At 68.5% G+C, this 20,563-nt stretch carries 14 protein-coding genes; 2 read left to right on the forward strand and 12 right to left on the reverse strand.

Going from position 1 to position 20,563, the window contains the following annotated elements:
- Positions 1–19 precede the first annotated feature (19 nt).
- On the forward strand, positions 20–1,612 hold the full coding sequence (gene lnt / locus OHA03_RS29565; protein WP_267006777.1) for an apolipoprotein N-acyltransferase: 1,593 nt from the start codon (positions 20–22) through the stop codon (positions 1,610–1,612).
- A 33-nt stretch (positions 1,613–1,645) separates the two neighbouring features.
- Positions 1,646–2,125, forward strand: a complete 480-nt coding sequence (locus OHA03_RS29570; RefSeq protein WP_267006778.1) for an NUDIX domain-containing protein — start codon at positions 1,646–1,648, stop codon at positions 2,123–2,125.
- Between the two features lie 88 nt (positions 2,126–2,213).
- On the opposite strand, the gene OHA03_RS29575 is transcribed toward OHA03_RS29570, so the two are convergent.
- The 12 genes from OHA03_RS29575 to OHA03_RS29630 all read right to left on the reverse strand — a co-directional run bounded on the left by OHA03_RS29575 (position 2,214) and on the right by OHA03_RS29630 (position 20,525).
- Entirely contained in the window at positions 2,214–3,596 is a 1,383-nt protein-coding gene (locus OHA03_RS29575; RefSeq protein ID WP_267006779.1) for an MFS transporter, read from the reverse strand.
- 578 nt (positions 3,597–4,174) lie between these two features.
- A complete protein-coding gene (gene zwf / locus OHA03_RS29580) occupies positions 4,175–5,635 on the reverse strand; it encodes a glucose-6-phosphate dehydrogenase (RefSeq protein WP_267006780.1) in 1,461 nt (486 codons plus the stop codon).
- 3 nt (positions 5,636–5,638) lie between these two features.
- On the reverse strand, positions 5,639–6,652 hold the full coding sequence (gnd, locus tag OHA03_RS29585) for a phosphogluconate dehydrogenase (NAD(+)-dependent, decarboxylating) (protein WP_267008203.1): 1,014 nt from the start codon (positions 6,650–6,652) through the stop codon (positions 5,639–5,641).
- A gap of 331 nt (positions 6,653–6,983) precedes the next feature.
- Positions 6,984–7,898, reverse strand: coding sequence for an IS982 family transposase (locus OHA03_RS29590; protein ID WP_267006781.1), 915 nt, complete (start codon positions 7,896–7,898; stop codon positions 6,984–6,986).
- Positions 7,899–7,956: 58 nt separating this feature from the next.
- On the reverse strand, positions 7,957–9,039 hold the full coding sequence (gene sbnA, locus OHA03_RS29595; protein WP_267008204.1) for a 2,3-diaminopropionate biosynthesis protein SbnA: 1,083 nt from the start codon (positions 9,037–9,039) through the stop codon (positions 7,957–7,959).
- A gap of 212 nt (positions 9,040–9,251) precedes the next feature.
- The gene (sbnB, locus tag OHA03_RS29600; RefSeq protein ID WP_267006782.1) at positions 9,252–10,322 is read right to left on the reverse strand and encodes a 2,3-diaminopropionate biosynthesis protein SbnB; all 1,071 of its coding nucleotides are present in this window, start codon (positions 10,320–10,322) and stop codon (positions 9,252–9,254) included.
- The gene (locus OHA03_RS29605; RefSeq protein ID WP_267006783.1) at positions 10,319–11,323 is read right to left on the reverse strand and encodes a TauD/TfdA family dioxygenase; all 1,005 of its coding nucleotides are present in this window, start codon (positions 11,321–11,323) and stop codon (positions 10,319–10,321) included. The genes sbnB and OHA03_RS29605 overlap by 4 nt, the downstream gene beginning before the upstream one ends.
- 23 nt (positions 11,324–11,346) lie before the next feature.
- Complete coding sequence (locus OHA03_RS29610; protein WP_267006784.1) at positions 11,347–14,601, reverse strand: amino acid adenylation domain-containing protein; 3,255 nt, start codon at positions 14,599–14,601, stop codon at positions 11,347–11,349.
- 62 nt (positions 14,602–14,663) lie between these two features.
- Positions 14,664–17,198, reverse strand: coding sequence for a Pls/PosA family non-ribosomal peptide synthetase (locus OHA03_RS29615; protein ID WP_267006785.1), 2,535 nt, complete (start codon positions 17,196–17,198; stop codon positions 14,664–14,666).
- Positions 17,199–17,791: 593 nt separating this feature from the next.
- On the reverse strand, positions 17,792–18,982 hold the full coding sequence (locus OHA03_RS29620) for an acetyl-CoA C-acyltransferase (protein WP_267006786.1): 1,191 nt from the start codon (positions 18,980–18,982) through the stop codon (positions 17,792–17,794).
- A 116-nt stretch (positions 18,983–19,098) separates the two neighbouring features.
- Positions 19,099–19,743 carry a CoA transferase subunit B gene (locus OHA03_RS29625; protein ID WP_267006787.1) on the reverse strand — a complete coding sequence of 215 codons (645 nt, stop codon included), beginning with the start codon at positions 19,741–19,743 and terminating at the stop codon, positions 19,099–19,101.
- A complete protein-coding gene (locus tag OHA03_RS29630) occupies positions 19,743–20,525 on the reverse strand; it encodes a CoA transferase subunit A (protein WP_267006788.1) in 783 nt (260 codons plus the stop codon). The genes OHA03_RS29625 and OHA03_RS29630 overlap by 1 nt, the downstream gene beginning before the upstream one ends.
- Between the last annotated feature and the right edge of the window lie 38 nt (positions 20,526–20,563).

Consider the following 20,563-nt stretch of genomic DNA (forward strand, 5'->3'; position numbering starts at 1 on the left):
CCACCGTAGACTCCGCCTGGTGAGCGCCACTATCACCCCAGTCGACGACCCGCAGTCCGCCCCTCCGGCCGGGGGCAGACGGCTTCTGCCGCGGCTCGTACGGCCTGCCGCGGCCGTGCTCTCGGGGGTGATGCTGTATCTGAGCTTCCCGCCCCGGCCCCTGTGGTGGCTGGTTCTGCCCGGCTTCGCACTGCTCGGCTGGTGTCTGCACGGCCGTCGGCTGCGCGCCGGATTCGGCCTCGGCCTGCTGACCGGCCTCGGCTTCATGCTGCCGCTGCTGCACTGGACGGGCGAGGAGGTCGGCCCCGTCCCATGGCTGGCGCTCGCCGTCGCCGAAGCGCTGTTCGTCGCCGTGGGCTGCATCGGGATCGCCGCCGTGTCCCGCCTCGCCTGGTGGCCGGTCTGGGCCGCCGCCGTCTGGACGCTGGACGAGGCGGTCCGGGCCAGGGTGCCCTTCGGCGGCTTCCCCTGGGGCAAGATCGCGTTCGGGCAGGCGGACAGCGTGTTTCTGCCGCTCGCGGCCGTCGGCGGCACACCGCTGCTCTCGTTCGCGGTGGTGCTGTGCGGCTTCGGCCTCTTCGAAGCGGTGCGTTCCTTCCGCACGTACCGCAGCACCGGTCAGGTCCCCCGAGCCGCAGTCGCCGCCGCAGCTGTAACCGTCCTCGTACCCCTGGCCGGGGCGCTGGCCGCGCTGCCGCTCGTCGACGACTCGGCGGAGGACGGCACTGCGACCGTCGCAGCGATCCAGGGCAACGTGCCCCGCCTCGGACTCGACTTCAACTCCCAGCGCCGCGCCGTCCTCGACAACCACGCACGCCGGACCGAACAGCTCGCCCGCGATGTGAAGGCGGGCAAGGTGCCGCAGCCCGCCTTCGTCCTGTGGCCCGAGAACTCCTCCGACCTCGACCCCTACCGCAACGCGGACGCGCGGATCGTCATCGACGACGCAGTGAAGGCGATCAACGCCCCCACCGTGGTCGGCGCGGTCGTCGAGCCCAACACCGGCAAGCTGCGCAACACCCTCATCCAGTGGGACCCGAGCGGCGGCCCCGTCGCCACGTACGACAAGCGCCACATCCAGCCCTTCGGCGAGTACATGCCGATGCGCTCGATCGCACGCGTCTTCAGCTCGGACGTCGACCGGGTGCAGCGCGACTTCGGACCGGGCAAGAAGGTCGGCGTCTTCGATCTGGCGGGCACCCAGGTGGGGCTCGTCACCTGCTACGAAGCCGCCTTCGACGACGCCGTACGGGACACCGTCGAACACGGCAGCCAGCTGATCGCCGTCCCCAGCAACAACGCCACCTTCGGCCGAAGCGAGATGACGTACCAGCAGCTGGCCATGAGCCGGGTGCGGGCCGTCGAGCACAGCCGGTCCGTCGTCGTCCCCGTCACCAGCGGGGTCAGCGCGGTCATCCGCCCGGACGGGACGATCGTCCAGCAGACGAAGATGTTCACCCCGGACGCGCTGGTGGACAAGGTGCCGCTGCGCTCGTCCCTGACCCCCGCGACCCGGCTGGGCACGCTCCCCGAAGGGCTGCTCGCGCTGATCGCCGTGGCGGGACTGGGCTGGGTGGCTGTCCGGTCGGTACGGGTCCGCCGCGGGCGGTGAGTCGTGCCGGGCGAGCCACGTATGGTCGTCCCCATGGCTACTCCTGACTTCATCCGCGAACTCCGTGTCACTGCCGGTACACAGCTGCTCCTGCTGCCGGGCGTCACTGCCGTGGTCTTCGACGACGAGGGCCGGGTGCTGCTCGGGAGACGCTCCGACACCGGCAAATGGTCGATCATCGGTGGCATCTGCGAACCGGGGGAGCAGCCGGCGGTGTCGGCGGTCCGCGAGGTGTACGAGGAGACCGCCGTGCACTGCGTGGCGGAGCGGGTGGTGCTCACGCAGATGCTCGATCCCGTGCAGTACGCGAACGGCGACCGGTGCCAGTTCCTGGACGTCACCTTCCGCTGCCGGGCGACCGGGGGCGAGGCGCGCGTCAATGACGACGAGTCGCTGGAGGTGGGCTGGTTCCCGGTCGACGCCCTGCCGCCGTTGAACGAGTTCGGGCTCCTGCGGATCAAGCAGTCGCTCACGGACGAACCCACCTGGTTCGAGCCCGCGGGCCGACAGTGACGCAGTAGCAGCAGCCGCGCAGGCAGACGCCGGACGGGCTCGACCACTCAGCCCGTCCGGCGATTCCACGACTCACACAGTCAGATGCTCATGCGGTACGGGCATCGGCGCGCACAGCTGCGCCCGCGTCCGGTTCCGGTGCCGCGTCGATGTTCTCGAGGTCGCGGTACCGGGTCTCCTTCGCACAGACGACCGCCAGCACGGTGATCAGCGCCGCGGCGATCACATACAGCGAGATCATTGTCGAGCTGTGGTACTTGTCGAGCAGCGCGGTGGCGATGAGCGGCGCCGGGGCACCGGCTGCGACCGAGGAGAACTGAGCACCGATCGACGCACCCGAGTACCGCATCCGGGTCGCGAACATCTCCGAGAAGAAGGCCGCCTGAGGCGCGTACATCGCCCCGTGGAAGATGAGCCCGACCGTGACTGCGAGCAGCAGGCTTCCGAAGCTGCTGCTGTCGATCAGCGCGAAGAACGGGAACATCCACAGCCCCACACCGACCGCCCCGATCAGATAGATGGGCTTGCGGCCGAACCGGTCCGACAGCGCGCCCCACACCGGGATGACCGCGAAGTGGATGGCGGAGGCGATGAGTACGGCGTTCAGCGCCGTCTGCCTGCTCAGGTCCGCGGCAGTCGTCGCGTACACGAGGATGAACGCAGTGATCACGTAGTAGCTGATGTTCTCCGCCATCCGGGCCCCCATGGCGATGAGGACATCCCGCCAGTGGTGCCGCAGCACGGCGACGAGCGGCATCTTCTCGGCCGCGGCGGCGGCCCCCTTGCGCGCCTCGGCCTGCGCCAGCGCAGCCTTGAAGACCGGTGATTCATCGACAGAGAGACGAATCCACAAGCCGACGATCACGAGCACGCCGGAGAGCAGGAACGGGATGCGCCAGCCCCAGGACCCGAAGGCGGAATCCGACAGCAGCGCGGTGAGCGCGGAGAGCACTCCGGTCGCGAGCAGCTGCCCGGCCGGCGCCCCGGTCTGCGGCCAGGAGGCCCAGAACCCACGCCGCTTCGCATCCCCGTGCTCCGATACGAGAAGCACGGCCCCGCCCCACTCACCACCGAGGGCGAAGCCCTGCACCAGCCGCAGGACCGTGAGCAGTACCGGAGCGGCGGCACCGACGGTGGCATGCGTCGGCAGCAGCCCGATGGCGAAGGTCGCCCCACCCATCAGCAGCAGACTCAGAACCAGCAGCTTCTTGCGGCCGAGCCGGTCGCCGTAGTGCCCGAACACCAGGGCGCCGAGTGGCCGGGCTGCGAAACCGACCGCGTAGGTGAGGAAGGAGAGGAGCGTTCCGACGAGCGGGTCGGACTCGGGGAAGAACAGCTTGGGGAAGACGAGCGCGGCTGCTGACCCGTAGAGAAAGAAGTCGTACCACTCGATGGTGGTCCCGATGAGGCTTGCGGCGACGATGCGCTTGAGCGAGCGGGTGGTTGGCGGTGCGGATGCCGAGGCGGCCATGGGTACCACTTCCGGACGGTTGCGGGGACGTTTCCGTGTCGCCACACCGTAGGAACGGGCAGGTCAGAGGCGTATGTGGTGGGAGACCATAGTTCTCGGGTCGAGTGTGCGCGGGGCCACCATGACAGGTGTGTCGAGCCTGCATCGAGGACCGTACTGAAGCCGGCGGGCGCCTGTCCGAGTTGTGTCGTTCGGCATGGTTCAGTGCCTCGGTGCTGACTCCCGTGCTGGTCCTGATCACCTGTCCTGTGCTGACTACGCAGCGTTGAACTTCAGGATTCGAGGCGGATCGGACGCGGTGGCGTTCTTCGCCTTCCACGGCTGTCGTCGGGTCCGCCGGGTTCCCGCGGAGGCGGCCATGGGCGGTGACGCGGAGTCTCGCCGTTCTTGGGTGTGTCCGCCGGTGCGTGAAGTTTGGCTCCTGGCTGGTCCGGATCTTGGTCTGCGCTCAGAGCGTCGGCGGGTGCTGGACCGCACCCGCGTCAGCCCCGCGATGTCCGAGGGCGGTCAGGCACACCTACAGCTGACCGTGCAGGGGCAGGGCTCGACGGGCGCGGTCCGTCCGCGCCGGTTGCGGGTCAGCGGCGGTCGGGCAGACTCCAGCGATACGGAGCGATGAGCCGGTCGACCGACGCGGGGCCCCAGGAGCCCGGGGCGTACGGCTCGACCTGCGGCGGGTTCGCCAGCAGCGGGGTGGATGCCTCCCACAGACGCTCGATCCCGTCGGAGCGGGTGAACAGGGACTGGTCTCCCAGCATCGCGTCCAGGATGAGGCGTTCGTATCCTTCGAGCGCGTACATCGAGTTGAAGGAGTCGCCGTAGTCGAAGACCATCCCGGCCTCCTCCAGGCGCATGGCAGGGCCGGGCTCCTTCACCAGGAAGCGGGTGGCGATCCGGCCGGGGTCGTCGAAATCGATCACCAGCTCGTTGTTCCGGGCTTCTTCTGAGTCGCCCTGGGCGGGCAGCGGGAACATGCGCAGGGCCGGTTCCCGGAATCCGAGCGTCACGACGTGCCTTCCCTCTCCGAGCGACTTGCCCGAACGCAGGAAGAAGGGCACACCGGCCCACCGCCAGTTGTCGAGTTCGACGCGCAGCGCGATGAACGTCTCGGTGTCCGACCGGGGGGCGACGCCCGGCTCGTCGCGGTACCCCTCGTACTGGCCACGGACGACGTGTGCCGGGTCCAGGTGTCGCAGGGACTGGAAGACCTTTTCCTTCTCGTCCCGCAGCGACTTCGCCGTGAGTTCGGCCGGGGGCTCCATCGCCATGAATCCCATGAGCTGGAAGAGGTGAGTGACGATCATGTCCCGGAAGGTGCCGGTGCCTTCGAAGAACTGTGCGCGGCCCTCGATCCCGATCTTCTCCGGCACGTCGATCTGCACATGGCTGATGTGGTCGCGGTTCCAGATGGGCTCGAAGAGACCGTTGGCGAACCGGAGGGCGAGGATGTTGTCCACGGACTCCTTGCCGAGGAAGTGGTCGATGCGGAAGGTCCGGGACTCGTCGAACACGGAGTGGATCGTCGCATTGAGGGCCTGGGCCGAGGGGAGATCCGTACCGAAGGGTTTCTCCACGATGACGCGGGCGTTCTCGGCGAGGCCGGTCGCGCCCAGCATCTCGATCACGGAGGCGAAGGCCGTCGGCGGCACAGCGAGGTGGAACAGCCGGCGGGGTCTGCCTCCGACGGCCTGCTCGGCCTTCCGTACGGCCGAAAGGAGCGGCTCGGGGTCGTCGGGGTCCGCCGCGCCGAATGTCAGCGCTTCCTCGAACTCCTGCCACTCCGGGCCTTCCGGCTTCGATCTGCCGAATTCGGCGACCGCCTCCCGGGCCCGTTTGCGGAAGTCGTCGTCGCTGAGCGCGGCCTGGGACGGTGCCGAGCCGACGATCCGGTAGCGGGCCGGCAGCAGTCCGGCCTTGGCGAGATGGAAGAGTCCTGGCAGGAGCTTGCGCCGGGCGAGGTCACCGGTCGCACCGAACAGCACGATGACGTGGTCTTCGGGGACCGGACCACTGCTTTCGGAGCCGGGGCCGCTGGTCATGGTTCACCGCGCCTTCTCGGCGTGACCGCCGAATTCGCCGCGCATCGCGGAGAGCACCTTGTCCCTGAACTCGCCCAGCTCGCGCGATTCGTACCGCTCGGTGAGCGCGGCGCTGATGACGGGTGCGGGCACGCTCTCCTCCACGGCCGCGACCACCGTCCACCGGCCCTCTCCGGAGTCGGAGACCCGGCCGGCGAAATCGTCGAGTTCGGGCGAGCGGGACAGCGCGTCGGCCACGAGGTCGACCAGCCATGAGCCGACGACGGAGCCGCGGCGCCACACCTCGGCGACCTCGGCCACGTCGATCTCGTACTGGTAGGCCTCGGGTTCGCGCAGCGGGGCGGTCTCGGCGTCGACGGAGCGCGAACGCAGGCCCGCGTCCGCGTGCTTGATGATGCCGAGCCCCTCGGCGATGGCGGCCATCATCCCGTACTCGACCCCGTTGTGGACCATCTTCACGAAGTGGCCTGCGCCGCTCGGGCCGCAGTGCAGATAGCCCTGGGGCGCGGTCCCGCCGGTCCGGGTCCTGCCGGGGGTGGGTTCGGCGTCCCCGGTGCCCGGGGCGATGGCGCGGAAGACGGGGTCCAGCCGGGCTACCGCCTCCTCCTTGCCGCCGATCATCAGGCAGTAGCCCCGCTCCAGGCCCCAGACACCGCCCGAGGTCCCGCAGTCGACGTAGTGGATCCCGCGCGGAGCGAGCTGCTTCGCCCGGGTGATGTCGTCCCGGTAGTACGAGTTGCCGCCGTCGATGACGGTGTCACCGGGGTCGAGCAGGGCCGCCAACTGGTCCAGTGTCGACTGCACCACGCCGGCGGGGAGCATCAGCCAGACGTTTCTGGGCTTTTCCAGCTTGTCGACCAGGTCGTGGAGGGAGGAGGCCGCTGTCGCCCCCTCCTTCTCCAGTTCCTGTACGGCCTGCCGGTCGAGGTCGTAGACGACACAGCGATGGCCGTCACGCATCAGTCGGCGCACGAGATTGGCGCCCATCCGGCCGAGCCCGATCATGCCGAGCTGCATGGGTGTGTCAGTGGTCATGGCCGACTTCCCGTTCTTCGGAGCGCGGTGGTGACGGATGACTGCGTTGGCGGACGAGCCGTGGCCGGGCTCCGGCTCCTGGGCGATGCCGTCATGTCCTCGCCTCTGCCGCGACTGCACCAGCGCTCGTGACCGAGCCCCTAAGCTAGCGTCGGCGAACGATGGAACCGGGCATGCCGGGCCGCACAGGGTCTGGGATCCTGCCATCTTTACGCTGAACGGCTCAGGTTCGACGAGGTCGAGGGTTACGGCGGGGATCCGCTTCCGGCCCCTGGAACCAAACGAAAGGCCCTAGATGATCGATTCCAAGGGGTCAGTGGTCATAGGCGGTCAGTGAGCGCAGGACGGGCTGGCCGGTGTGGTCGTTGTGCCAGATCGCGGCGGTCAGCGCGAGGATGCGCTGCATGACGCGGGCGATCACGCCGCCCGGTGTGCGGCCTCGGTGCTGTTCGAGGCTGAGTTGGCCCTTGAAGGTCTCGTTGACCGACTCGATGACCTGCCGCAATGGCTTGAACAGCGGGGCGCCGGGTCTTTCCGGCTCGCCCTTGCGGGCCGGCCGCAGTAGCCGGATGTCCTGCTCGGCCAACTGGTGCTCGAAGTCGCGGCCGAAGTAGTTCTTGTCGCCGATCAGCGTCTGTCCAGGCCGGGCGGCGGTCAGGCCCGGTTCGGCGGCGAGCAGGTCCAGCAGGGTCTCGCGTTCGTCGGCCTTGGCGCCAGTCAGGGCGAAGGCGATTGGCAAGCCCTGGAGGGTGCACACCAGGTGCAGGCGCAAGCCCCAGAAGAAGCGGCTGTGGCTGGCGCAGTACCCGTACTCGGCCCATCCGGCCAGGTCGGAGCGTTTGACAGTCTCGCGTGAGCGTCCGCATTCCACTGGTGTGGAGTCCACGATCCACACGTCGTCGGTCCATACGGAGGTGTCGGTGGCCAGCACCCGGGTCACCTGTCGCAGCAGCTCGGCAGCCTTGCGCAGGCGCTTGTTATAGCCGGGCTGCTTCGGCAGGTAGGGGAAGAGATGTCGCAGGTGGGAGTGGGCATGGCGGAGCCACCTGGCCTCGGAGGTGAAGCCCAGGATGGCCTGCATCATCGCGAGCGTGACCAGCTCGGCATCGGTCAGTTGCGGAGTGATCCCGACCGCCGGACGCCAGGGCGCCAGATGCGGTGATGCCTTCAGCAGGTCGTCGGTCTTCGCATAGAGTGCGGTGGCGAGGGAGTCCAACTCTGTCTTCACACACTGACGTTGGGCTCCCTCCCCTTGTGCGCGCAGCCGATCCCTTGGAATCGATCATCTAGGCCTTTCGATCCTGGAGCTGATGGTGCTGGTCGCCGTTGCGGTCGCCGGTCTGCAGGTCCAGCCGCCGACGCCACCGTGCCGCCGGCGCGGCGGAGTCTGCCCAGGAACCGGGGGGCACCGCACGGGAGTTGAGCACGTCCTCACCGTAAATGTCCTGCAGCCAGTTGGTGTGGTAAATGGTGTCGAGGTAGCGCTCGCCGAGGTCCGGGGCGATGGTCACCGCGGTCAGTTCGCGCGCGTCATGCCGGGCCAGCCAGTCCGTTGCGCCGCTGACCACCGTGCCGGTGGAGCCGCCGAACAGGAATCCGCCCTTGGCCAGACGATGGCAGGCACGGATGGTGTTCGCCTCCTCGACACGTATCACCTCATCCACATAGGACTCGTCGAGCAGCGGCGGTCGCATGCTCATCCCCAGGCCGGGAATCATCCGGCGGCCCGGTGAACCGCCGAAGGACACCGAGCCGACGCTGTCCACCGCGATGATCCGCACCGGCCGGTGCCACTCCCGGAAGTAGCGCGCACAGCCCATCAGGGTCCCGGTGGTGCCGGCCCCGACGAACAGCACGTCCAGTCGCGGGAACTGGCGGGCGATCGCCGGCGCCGTCGTGCGGTAGTGCGCCTTCCAGTTGCTCGCATTGGTGTACTGGCTGAGCCACACGTACCGGTCGTCGGAGGCGCACAGCGCGCGGATGTACTCGATCCGCGCGCCGAGAAAGCCGCCGTTGGCCTCCTGATCGGCGATCACGTGCACCTGACTGCCCAACGCCTCCATCATCAGCCTGGTCGACAGGTTGCCGCGGGCGTCCGTCACGCACAGGAACCGGTAGCCCTTGCTCGCCGCGATCATGCTCAGTGCCACGCCGAGGTTTCCGGACGAGGACTCGACCAGGATCGATTTCGGTGTCAGGATTCCATCCCGCTCAGCGGTCTCCACCATCTCGGTCGCGGCCTTCAACTTGATCGAGCCGGCGAAGTTGAAGCCCTCACACTTCAGGTAGAGCGAGTGCCCGAACATCGACCGAAGGTCGACATAGAGCTCCTCTTGGTTGAAGGCGTAGGGAACGGATATGACGGGCACCATGGTCTCCTCTGTCTGGCGCAGCGAAGTTTCGGGAACGTCCATCCGGCCGTGGGCGGGCTTCTCGCTTTTGCGGCCGGGAGCCCGTGTCCAACCGAGCCGGGCGGCCCTGCGTCAGCGGCCGCTGTCCCGTACGTCCTGACTTGCTGCGACTTGACCGGTGATCTCTCCTGGGATTACCCCTGCACAAGCCTTCAGGGTTCTCGGCCGGCTCATCCGTACCGGCTCAGTTCGTGGAAGAAGTCGTCGACGATGTGCAACTCGCCGCTGCGGACCACTTCGTTGTAGACGTCCTTGCCCACCGCGAGGTCGAGCACCCCGAGGCCGAAGGGTGAGAACACCACCGGCCGGTCCGCCGGCACCGTCACGCGTGCGGCCATCACGTCGTCCAACGTGCCGTGCAGGAAGTCCCGGTTGCCCGTGAGCTGTTCGGCCAGATGCGGCGAGGTGTCGGCCTTCAGGCAGTGCTCGACGTCATCGACGATGTTGGTCGAGGCGAGCAGGATCTCCGGCGCGAGGTCGCGCAGCGACACGTGCAGCACCAGGGGATTGTGCGCGAACCATGACAGGTCGCTGACATGCGGCCGTCCGGCGACGGTTGCGAAGACCACCAGGTCGCTGTGTCGGATCAACTGCTCGGCGCTGTCGTGCACGGTGATCCGGCCGGTGGTGCCCGACTGTTCCAGGTAGCACCGGAAGCCTGCCGCGCTGTCGGCGGACAGGTCGTGCACGCCGATCTCGTCGAACGACCAACCGGTGCCGACCAGGAAGGTGTGGATGTAGCGGGCGATCAAGCCCACCCCGAAGAACCCGACGCGCGTCGGTCGCGGCCGGTCGCGGCTGAGCCAGTCGGCAGCCGACGCCGCCGACGCGGCCGTCCTGGTGGCGCTGATGATCGAGCTTTCCAGACAGGCGAACGGGTAGCCGGTGTCCGGGTCGTTGAGGATCAGCACGGCCGAGGCCCTCGGGATGCCTGCCCTCACGTTCTCCGGGAAGCTGGAGATCCACTTCAGGCCGTCCACCCGCGCCTCCCCGCCGATCGAGGCGGGCAGCGCGATGATCCGGGAGGACGGGCGGTCGGGGAAGCGCAGGAAGTACGACGGCGGGTTCACCGAATCACCGGCGCCGTGCACCCGGTAGGTGGCCTCGACCAACTCCACGATTCGTTTCTCGCGTCCGTGCAGCGCGCGCTGGACCTGGGCACCGGAGATCACCGCGAACGGTGGCACGGTGATCGGCGCGGGCAGCGCGGACTCCGTTGCGGTGGAAGCGACGGCGGTCATCCTGTGCTCACCTCGACAGTCGGCGAACAGTCGGCCAGATGTACCGGGTCGGCCATGGCGACGAGCACTTCGCGCGGCCCCTCGAAGGGCTCCCTGCTGTGCGCGGTGCGGATGTTGTCGACGAGCATCAGGTCGCCGGCCTGCCACGGCTCGCGTGCGGTGTTGGCCTCGTAGACGCTGTTGAGCAGCTGCACGACGTCCTCGGGGATCGGGTCGCCATTGCCGAAGCGGGTATTGAACGGCAGCCCGTCGGCGCCGTAGACGTCCACCAGGTACTCGTGCACCTCGGGGGCCATCGTCCACTCGTTGAGGAACGCGATCTGGTTGAACCAGCAGCGCCGGCCGGTGAGCGGGTGACGCACCACGGCGCTGCGGCGCTGTCTGGTGCGCAGTCCACCGTCGGGCCGCCACTCGAACGTGATCGCGTTGGCGCGGCAGTAGCTCTCGACGGCGCCACGGTCGTCGGTGCCGAACGCCTCGGCGACGGTCGCCCCGATCTCGTCGTTGTAGCTGCGGGTGAGCAGCCACCCCTCCCGCTCGAAACGCTCGGTCAACTCGGCGGGCAGCGCGTCGAGCACGGTCGGTGAGTCGGCCACCGCGGTCGCCCCGCCGTCGGTGGGTGCGCTGAGACAGGCGAACATCATCATGCCGGGGAACTCAAGCGTGTAGCTCAGTTCGTGGTGCATGCACATCGGCTGGTTCGGTGGCCACTTCGATGAGGAGTACACGCCGTCGGAGTAGGTCCGTCGGGGTGCGAAGACCTCCTTCTCGGTCATCAGACCCGTGGCCAGCCTCGAGAAGACGGCGCCGGTTCCGGCCGCGTCCCGCAGCCCGAGACCGCGGACCAGGACCGACCCGTGCTCGGCGACGACAGCGCGCAGCGCGTCCCGGTGCTCGGCTGCCCAGCCCGGCGCGTCGCCGGTGGCCTCGGCCCGCAGCAGCGGGGGTTTGCCGGGTTCACGTTCCACGTCGACCAGCGACGCCGTGGATAGGGACGACATCTCGATGTCCTTTCAGTTGCCACTCAGGAAGAAGCGAACAAATCGGCGGCGCGCAGCACGGCCTCTGCCGCCTCGGTCGGACGGGTGCGCAGGAAGTAGTGGCCTCCGTCGGCGAGCTCGTGCAGGTCGACCTGCTCGGCCAGGAGCTGCCAGTCGCGGTACCGGCGCGGGTACTCCGCTGTGCTCGGGTCGTCGGCGGCAACGACCACGGTGACCGGCGCGGACAGCTTCAGCGCCGGTGGGCTGTCCAGGGCGTCGGCGAAATAGTGGTGCGCGGACACGCAGTCGTGCCGGTAGGCGGCACCGACCTGCTCGGCGTGCTGCGCATCCAGCTCACCGAGCTCGGTGTACCCGCCCTCCGAGCTCAGCCTCGCGGCGATCTCGGCGTTGCTCCGCCCGGTCAGCTCGGCGATGGCGGCGCGCCGGTCGGCGGCGTTGCCGAGCAGCTGTGCGCCGAGGAACACCCGCTGGACGTCCACCCCGCTCTCCTGCAGCTTTCTGGCCGTCTCCACGGCCAACGCGGTGCCCGAGGAATGGCCCCACAGCAGGACCCTGGTCAGGCCACGCCGGATGATCTCGACGACGACCTGCTCGGCCACCTGTGCCATCGGCGCGAACGGCTCGCTCTCGGCGGCCACGTCGTGACCGGGCAGCTCGACGGCGTAGACCGCCGGCCCGCCGCCCGGCAGTGCCCCGGCCATCGGCTGGAAGTTCACCGCGTTGCCGCCGGCGTATGGGAAGCACACCAGGGCGGCGGCCTGCGTTCCGTCCGATTCCGACAGTGACTGGAGCAGCCCGGAGCGCCGTTCGGACCTGCCGTCGACCAGCCCGGCCAGATCGGCAAGGACCGGGTGGCGGGTGACGTCCTTGAGGGACACCGCACGGTCCAGGGTGATCGCCAGCTTCACTGCCGACAGCGACGTGCCCCCCCGGTCGAAGAAGTGGTCCCGCCGTCCGATCTGGTTCTGCGGGATGCCGAGCACCTTCGCCCATGCGGCCGCCAGCTGTTGTTCGGTCGGCGTACTCGGCGCGCGGTACTCGTCCTGGACGGCGCCGAGTTCTTCGGAGAGCCCCCGCAGAGCCTTCCTGTCGATCTTGCTGTTGGCTGTCAGTGGCAGACTTTCCCGCCAGTGGAAGGCCGACGGGACCATGTACTCGGGCAGCGACTCACCGAGCCGGTCCCGCAGGGCGTCGACCTCGAGCGGCCGCCGACCGGAGTAGAACGCCACCAGGTGCTTGCTCCGGTCGGCCCGCTCGGTGACCACCACCGCACCGTCGCGAACACCGGGCACCTGCAACAGGGTGTTCTCGATCTCGCCGATCTCGATCCGGAAGCCACGAATCTTCACCTGGTTGTCCCGGCGGCCGAGGAACTCCAGTTTGCCCCCGGGCTGCCAGCGGCCGTAGTCGCCGCCCCGGTAGAGCCGGGCGCCGTCACGGTGCGGATCGGCCAGATAGGCCTGCCGGGTGCGCTCGGGGTCGTTGACGTATCCGCGGCCGACGCAGACGCCGGAGAAGACGATCAGACCGGGGGCGCCGAGCGGCACCGGGGCCAGGTGCTCGTCGACGACATACACGTGCACGTTGTTGACCGCGGGACCCAGCAGGATCCGGTCCCCGTCGGGCACGCGGTCCATGACCTCGTGGTTGGTGTCGTCCGAGGTCTCGGTCAGCCCATAGGCGTTGACCAGCTTGATCCCGGGCTGGGCGGCGAACCAGCGCTGCGCGAGCTCCTTCTTCAGCGCCTCGCCGGTGACCGACACGCACCGCAGGTCCGGCAGCTCGCGGGGGTGCTGCTTCAGACAGGACACGACGACGTCCAGGTAGGAGGGTACGACCTGGAGGACGGCGACCCGGCCGTCAACGATCTTGTCGACGAACCGCTCGACGTCCAGGATCACCTCCTGCTCCACCAGCAGCGTCCGCCCGCCGACCAGCAGCCCGGACACCAGTTGCCACAGCGAGATGTCGAAGCACTGGGGCGCGGTCTGGGCGACCACCTGTCCCTCGCCGATCCCCAGGTCGTCGATCTTGGCGTAGAGGTGGTTCAGCATGCCCGCGTGCTCGCACATCGCGCCCTTGGGCTCTCCCGTGGAGCCGGAGGTGAAATAGATGTAGGCGAGCTGGTCCGGTGCGACGTGGAGGCCCAGATCGTCGTCGGCATGGTCCTCCTCGTAGGCTGCGCCGACGAAGAGCTTCTGGACCCCGGACAGCGAGCCGAGGGCCTGGTCGAGCGTGGAGGTGCTGCCGGGTTCGGTCAGAACGAGCCCGCATGCGGCACGGGAGAGCATGGTCGCGACGCGATCGGCCGGGAAATGCGGCTCGATGGGCAGGTACACGCCGCCGGCCTTGAAGACAGCGAGGACGGCGGCCATCCAGTCCAGGTTGCGCTCCGTCACCACCGCGACGACACCCTCGGGGCGCAGCCCCCGCGCCAGCAGGGCTCGTCCCACCCGGTTGGCGCGCGCGTTGAGTTCCCGATACGTCAGCTGCTGCTCCCCGTGCACCGCAGCGACGGCGTCCGGGTGAGCCGCCACCCGCTGCTCGAACAGCTCGTGGAACCGGTGGTCCGGCAACTCCCGGCGTGGACCGGCGAATTCTTCGAGCTGGAAGTGGAGTTCCTCGGCGGAGAGCAGGCTCTGACGTCCGTGCTCGGCGTCCGGATCGGCGGCGATCAGCGCGAGCGCGGTGAGGTGGTAACCGGCGATCCTGACGGCGCAGTCCGCGTCGAGCGCATCGGTCCGATACCGCAGTCGCAGCACGAGATGGCCGCCGCGTTGCGAAAATCCCAACCGCAGCACGGTGTTACCGGCGACTTCGCCGCCCGAGCCGTGCGGATCGAACACGGTCTCGATCGACGGTTCGGCCAGGTCCAGCTCGCGCCTGAGCTCATCGACCGGAAAGTCCTTGTGCAACAGCAGATCCGACGCTGCTCGATGGGTGTCCAGCAGCAGCGCACGCCACGAGTCGGGGTCGGTCGTCAGCCGGCACGGCAGCGGCCGACCGCCCTCCACGGTGACGTAACCGGTCGTGACCTCGCGCTCGCCGGACAGCGCGGCAAGTACCTTGGCGTGCGCGGCCAGCAGCACGGAGTCGAGCGGCACCGCCAGGCCCTCGGTCAACCGGCCCAACGCCGCCACGACGCCGTCCGGGATCGTCGCCTCGTGTTCGCCGACGCCCGTCACCGGATCGAGCGTCCACCGCGGTATTGCGGAGAATCCACCGGCGAGCAGCACAGCGCGCCAGTACTCCCGGTCGGCCTGCTCCTGCATTCCCATCTGGTCGTCCCTCTCCATTCACCGTCGCCACCGTGCTGTTCGCGCCGACAAGGGCGGCGCTGCTACCTCTTCCCGGTCAGTGCCTCGGGCTGATACAGGGCATCTCGCATCTCCGTGGCGGGGTTTCCTCCCCAGCGTGCGTGCTGCGGGACTTCCTCGCCCTTCATGAGAAAGGAGTCGGGGGCGAGTACCGCGCCCTCGCCCATCGTCACGCCGTAGTGGACGTGGGCTCCCACACCGAGGGTGCAGCCGGCGTCGATGGTGCTGCGATCGGACTTGAAGGTGCCGTCCTCCTGCGAGTGGCACTGGATCTTGCTTCCGGCATTGAGCGTGCAGTCGCTCCCGATGGTGGTGAGCGTCCGCTCCGTCAAATAGCAGCCGTCATCGAAGACTCTGCTGCCGAGCCGAACGCCCAGCATCCGCCAGATCACGTTCTTGAAAGGGGTGCCGTTGAAGACGTTGAGGTACGTGTCGGGCACCTTCCAGAGGCGCTCGTGCCACCAGAAGTAAGGCTCGTAGATGGAACACAACTGAGGTCGCAACGAGCGGAATGCCGCGATACCGCGTTCCACCAGTACGAAGTAGACAGCGGTGAACCCGAGACTGGACACCAGGAACACAGCGATCAGCACATGCCCGTAGGAGTCGTACAGTTCGGCGTTCGCGAGGCCGAGCATCGTGAGCACGAAGAAGTGCAGCCACCGCACGAGCAGGAAGAAGACCATCGATCGGATGTTGTAGCGGTTCTTTGCGGCGAGGCTGCGGCGCAACTCGTCGCCGGTCCGAAGGTGGTCGAACCGGGAGTCGCGCTCGACCGACCGGGGAATCTCGAAGCACGGCGAGCCGAGCAGGCCCACACCCTCGCGCACCTCACCGTCGAGCGGAACCATCACCTTCGTCGCAAGGAGACAGTTCTCGCCCGTTCTGGCCCCCGAGGGATAGGCGATGTTGTTCCCGAGAAAGTTGTATGGCCCGATCGAGGCCCGGGACACCCGGAACGACGTGCTCGAGAAGTCGGCGTTGACGATGGAGAGTCCGTCAGCGACCATCGTCCCGCTGCCGACAGAGCACAGATACGGGGTCTCGTGCTGGACTTCCGTGCCGAAGTTCGACCCGGTCTGCTCGACGCGGGACAAGTCGTATCCGAGGCCGCGCAAATAATGGACGATGTAGGAGCTGTCACCGAGCAGCCACTTGAAGAACTTGATGTTGGTCATGCGCCCGATCGCCCGGTGAGCCGAGTAGTGAAACCCGTACAGCGGATAGACCTTGTCCGGCTTGACGACCAGGTTCAGCAGGCGCGGAACGGTGAACAATACGGCCAGGCCCACGACGACGAAGCCGAAGAACAACACCAGGGACAGGATCAGCGCGTCGATGTAGAGATCTGTCGATGTGAACCCCACCGTGCCCGGGCCCAGCCGGTTGTGCAGCGCCGGAACCAGGGTCACCAGCATGTACGCGCCCCCGACAGCCAGCGGCACGTAGAGGAAGAACAGCTGAAGCACGGTGACGAGGCCGAAGCCCGCCCGCCGCAGTGTGCTGCATTTGGCCGGCGCGATCCTCAGGTAGTCGTGCTGCGTGAGCTGTGCCGGGGATCCGTGCCAGCGCTGACCGCCCGGGACCGCCTGACCGCTGTACAGCGTGGACGTGTGGCCGAGTTGAGCCCCGTCGCCCATGGACGTGTCGATGTCGAGGACGGTCTTCTCGCCGATGAACACGTCCCGGCCAAGGGTGACGCGACCGGTCTGGATACGGCCGGCGTGCGCCCGGTAGCAGAGGAAGAACGAGTCCTTGCGGATTACCGTCCCGGAACCGATCGTCAGCAGGTCGGGGCAGACCGGAACGTTGCGGGAGAGGATCGTGACTCCCTTGCCGATCCGTGCGCCCAGGGCCCGCAGGTACAGCACGTACAGGGGATTGCCGACGAAGAAGATCATCGGGTTGGCGTGGATCAGCACCTTGACGGTCCAGAAGCGCAGGTACGTCAGACCCCAGACCGGGAAGTCGCGCGATGTCCACCGGCCGATGAGGAGCCATTTGGCCGCGATCGGGAAGGTGCACAGACCGATGAAGCCGACGCCGCCGAAGACGAACGATCGCAGATAGATGTCGATCACATCCGAGCCGGCGGAGACCCATGCGTAGCCCAGGTCGGCCACAAGTGCGACGAGGAATGAATATCCCAGGAAGAGCAGGAACTGCAGTGTCCCGCAGAGGGCGTACTGCACTGTGCCGACCGGGGCCACCACCTCGGTCGGCGCCGGGGACGACGACTCGACAGGGATGGGCGCGGCTTCCGCGAGCCCCGTCGCCAGGCAGCGGATCGTCGGGTGCCGGTAGATGTCCTTCATCGACGCCGACGGAAGGTCTGCCCGCTTCCTGACCCGTGCGCAGAAATGCGCCATCACCAGGGAGTTGGCGCCGAGGTCATCGAAGAAGTGGCTGTCGACCGACACTCGTTCGACACACAGGACGTCAGCCAACACCTCGGAGAGGTCTCTCTCGATGCCGGTCTCCGGGGCGGTGTACCTGCACTTGTCGATCGCAGATTCATCCGGCCCGGGCGTCAGGACTTCGAGGGATTTCTCCTCCATACGGGCTCCTTGAGGAACTTTCGAGAGTCGTCGGCCATGACGGTCGGCGCCCTGTACCCGCGCTTTTCGATGGCCGGATCGAGTAGTCCGGAAGTCATGAGGCCGGGATGTGTTGTCCGGTTCAGAACCGTTGCCTCAGTCTCAGCTGATCACCGTCGGGCTGCCACTCGAACTCGATCGCATCGGCGCGGCCGGTAGCTCTCGACGGCACCGGACGGCCCTGGCTGCCGGACGCCTGGCGCCGGGAACGCGGAGCGCTCACTGCCCGATTCACGCCTCATCCACGATCGTGCCCGGCGTGACGGCGATGAGCTGCGCGCGGGTCTTGCCGTACTGCATGCGAGTGGCGTGTGCCTGACGGGGAGGTAGCTGTGCCAGGGGCGCCGCAGCCTTGAGACGGCAGAGCGACGCCCACACGCTTCTCAATGGTGGCGCGGTGACACACGCGGCCGAAACCAGCTCATGTGACTCGATCCAGTGAGGTACGCCCATCCGGGGGTGACGACCTCGCGACCACGGCACTCACCCGGACGCCCACCGCACCCACGACGCGGCCACCGCCATGCGGCGGTGCGCCGACCGCCGGGCGTGACTCAGCGCTCCAGGACCAGGGCCTGGCCCTGCCCGACACCGATGCACAGCGCGGCCAGACCCGTGCCCGAGCCCGCTTCGGCGAGCTGGTGGGCGACTGCTCCGGCGATGCGGGCGCCGGAGGCGCCGAGGGGATGTCCCAGGGCGATGGCTCCGCCCCTCGTGTTGAGGACGTCGGGGTCCAGGTCGGGCAGGGCCGCGAGGCATCCCAGTGCCTGGGCGGCGTAGGCCTCGTTGAGCTCGACGGTGCGCAGGTCGCCGAAGTCGCGCCCGGCTTTCGTCAGAGCCTTGCGGATGGCTTCGACCGGGCCGAGACCGAAGTACTGCGGCTCGATGCCGGTCACGGCGCCGGCCCTGATCCTGGCCAGCGGCTCACGACCGATCTCGGCCAGCCCGGCCTCGTCGGCCAGCAGCAGGGCTGCCGCGCCGTCGTTGAGGGGCGAGGCGTTGCCGGCCGTGACCGTACCGCCCTGACGGAAGACGGGCCTGAGGCGGGCCAGCGCCTCGAGGGATGTGTCGTCCCTGATTCCTTCGTCGCGGGGCAGGTCGACACCGTCGACGGGAACCACCTCGGTGTCGTAGGCACCGTCCTGCCACGCCCGCGAGGCCTTCTCGTGACTGGCGAGCGCGAAGACGTCCTGGGCCTCGCGGGTGATTCCGTACTTGTCGGCGATCAGCTCGGCGCTCTCGCCGAGCGGGATGGTCCATTCCTCGGGCATGCGCGGGTTGACCATCCTCCAGCCCAGGGTGGTGGAGTACAGCTGCTGGTTGCCTGCCGGGAAGGCCCGTTCCGGTTTGGGCATCACCCACGGGGCGCGGCTCATGGACTCCACGCCGCCTGCCACCGCGATGGAGGCATCGCCGAGCGCCACCGCACGGGCGGCCTGGATGACGGCCTCCATCCCCGAGCCGCACAGCCGGTTGACGGTGGCTCCGGGGACCGTGACGGGCAGGCCGGCCAGCAGTACCGCCATGCGGGCGACATCGCGGTTCTCCTCCCCGGCGCCGTTGGAGTTCCCGAAGAGCACGTCGCCGATGAGGCCCGGGTCCAGGGCGGGGCTACGGTCGAGCAGACGACGCAGCACGCCGGCGGCGAGGTCGTCGGGGCGCACTGAGGACAGGGCCCCGCCATAGCGGCCGATCGGGGTACGGACGGCGTCGACGACGTAGACGTCCCGCAGGTTCTCGTTCATCGGGACTCCTTGCGGTGGAGAGGGAGAAACGGGGGGTGGGTGATGCCGGCCCGCCGGTCCGGGGCGCTGTCCAGGAGACTCGGCCGGCGGGCGATCAGGGGATGGGCCGACCGCGGTCAGCCGATGGTGTCGGGCACTCGTACGCGCGCGGCGGTACGGCTGACGACGTCGTCCACGCTGACGCCGGGAGCCGTCTCGACGAGGACAAGACCGTCCTCGGTGACGTCCAGGACGCCGAGGTCGGTGATGATGCGGTCGACGCATGCCCTGCCGGTCAGGGGCAGGGTGCAGGCCTCGACGACCTTCGGGCTGCCGTCCTTGGCACAGTGGTCCATCACGACGACCACCCGCCGGGCGCCGTGGACGAGATCCATCGCACCGCCCATGCCCTTCACCATCTTGCCCGGGATCATCCAGTTGGCGAGGTCCCCGGCGGCGGAGACCTGCATGGCCCCCAGAATCGCGGCGTCGATGTGACCGCCTCGGATCATCCCGAAGGACAGCGACGAGTCGAAGAAGCTCGCGCCCGGCAGCACCGTGACCGTCTCCTTGCCCGCGTTGATGAGGTCCGGGTCCACGTCCGCGTCGGCCGGGTACGGGCCGACGCCGAGGATGCCGTTCTCCGACTGGAGCACCACATGCACCCCTTCGGCGATGTGCTCGGGCACCAGCGTGGGCAGTCCGATGCCGAGGTTCACGTAGTCGCCGTCCTGGATTTCGGCCGCCGCGCGTGCGGCCATCTCGTCCCTGGTCCAAGCCATCAGCGCCGCACCGTCCCTCGTGCCGGAGGCGCGGAAACAGTGCGCCGTTCGATCTGCTTGTCCGCGGCCTGCTCCGGCGTCAGTTCGACCACCCGCTGGACGAAGACGCCGGGGAGATGGATCTCGTCCGGGTCCAGCTCGCCGGGCTCGACCAGCTGCTCCACTTCGGCGACGGTGACGCGGCCGGCCATGGCGGCGAGCGGGTTGAAGTTGCGGGCCGAGCGGTGGAAGACGAGATTGCCGTGGCGGTCGCCCTTGGCGGCGCGGACGAGTGCGAAGTCGGTGGTGATGCCGTGCTCGAGCACGTGAGGCAGGCCGTCGAACTCGCGTATTTCCTTGGGCGGCGAGGCGACCGCCACGCTGCCGTCGGGTGCGTAGCGCCAGGGCAGGCCGCCGTCGGCGACCTGGGTGCCGACCCCGGCGGGGGTGAAGAAGGCGGGGATGCCGCAGCCGCCGGCTCGCAGGCGCTCGGCGAGCGTGCCCTGCGGCGTCAGCTCGACCAGCAGCTCTCCCGAGAGGTACTGGCGGGCGAACTCCTTGTTGTCGCCGACGTATGAGCCGGTGACACGGGCGATTCGACCCGCGGCGAGGAGGATGCCGAGGCCGCCGCCGTCCACGCCGCAGTTGTTGGACACCACGCTGAGCCCGCTCGCGCCGGTCGCGTACAGCGCCTGGACCAGCACATTGGGAACACCGCTGAGGCCGAAGCCGCCCACGGCCAACGACGCTCCGTCCATGACGTCGGCCAGCGCCTCCTCGGCGGTGGCAACCACCTTGTCCATGTGCACTGCACTCCGTTCGGGTCCGGCAGACCGCCGGA

The sequence above is a fragment of the Streptomyces sp. NBC_00154 genome, from assembly GCF_026342835.1.
In the GTDB taxonomy this organism is placed as follows: Bacteria; Actinomycetota; Actinomycetes; order Streptomycetales; family Streptomycetaceae; genus Streptomyces.

Excerpts from the sequence above, each read along its gene's own strand:
- sbnB (WP_267006782.1), bottom strand. The coding sequence starts at position 10,322 with ATGACCGCCGTCGCTTCCACCGCAACGGAGTCCGCGCTGCCCGCGCCG.
- OHA03_RS29620 (WP_267006786.1), bottom strand. The coding sequence starts at position 18,982 with ATGAACGAGAACCTGCGGGACGTCTACGTCGTCGACGCCGTCCGTACC.
- OHA03_RS29610 (WP_267006784.1), bottom strand. The coding sequence starts at position 14,601 with ATGGGAATGCAGGAGCAGGCCGACCGGGAGTACTGGCGCGCTGTGCTG.
- OHA03_RS29570 (WP_267006778.1), top strand. The coding sequence starts at position 1,646 with ATGGCTACTCCTGACTTCATCCGCGAACTCCGTGTCACTGCCGGTACA.
- gnd (WP_267008203.1), bottom strand. The coding sequence starts at position 6,652 with ATGCAGCTCGGCATGATCGGGCTCGGCCGGATGGGCGCCAATCTCGTG.
- OHA03_RS29575 (WP_267006779.1), bottom strand. The coding sequence starts at position 3,596 with ATGGCCGCCTCGGCATCCGCACCGCCAACCACCCGCTCGCTCAAGCGC.
- zwf (WP_267006780.1), bottom strand. The coding sequence starts at position 5,635 with ATGACCAGCGGCCCCGGCTCCGAAAGCAGTGGTCCGGTCCCCGAAGAC.
- OHA03_RS29615 (WP_267006785.1), bottom strand. The coding sequence starts at position 17,198 with ATGGAGGAGAAATCCCTCGAAGTCCTGACGCCCGGGCCGGATGAATCT.
- OHA03_RS29630 (WP_267006788.1), bottom strand. The coding sequence starts at position 20,525 with ATGGACAAGGTGGTTGCCACCGCCGAGGAGGCGCTGGCCGACGTCATG.
- OHA03_RS29625 (WP_267006787.1), bottom strand. The coding sequence starts at position 19,743 with ATGGCTTGGACCAGGGACGAGATGGCCGCACGCGCGGCGGCCGAAATC.
- OHA03_RS29605 (WP_267006783.1), bottom strand. The coding sequence starts at position 11,323 with ATGTCGTCCCTATCCACGGCGTCGCTGGTCGACGTGGAACGTGAACCC.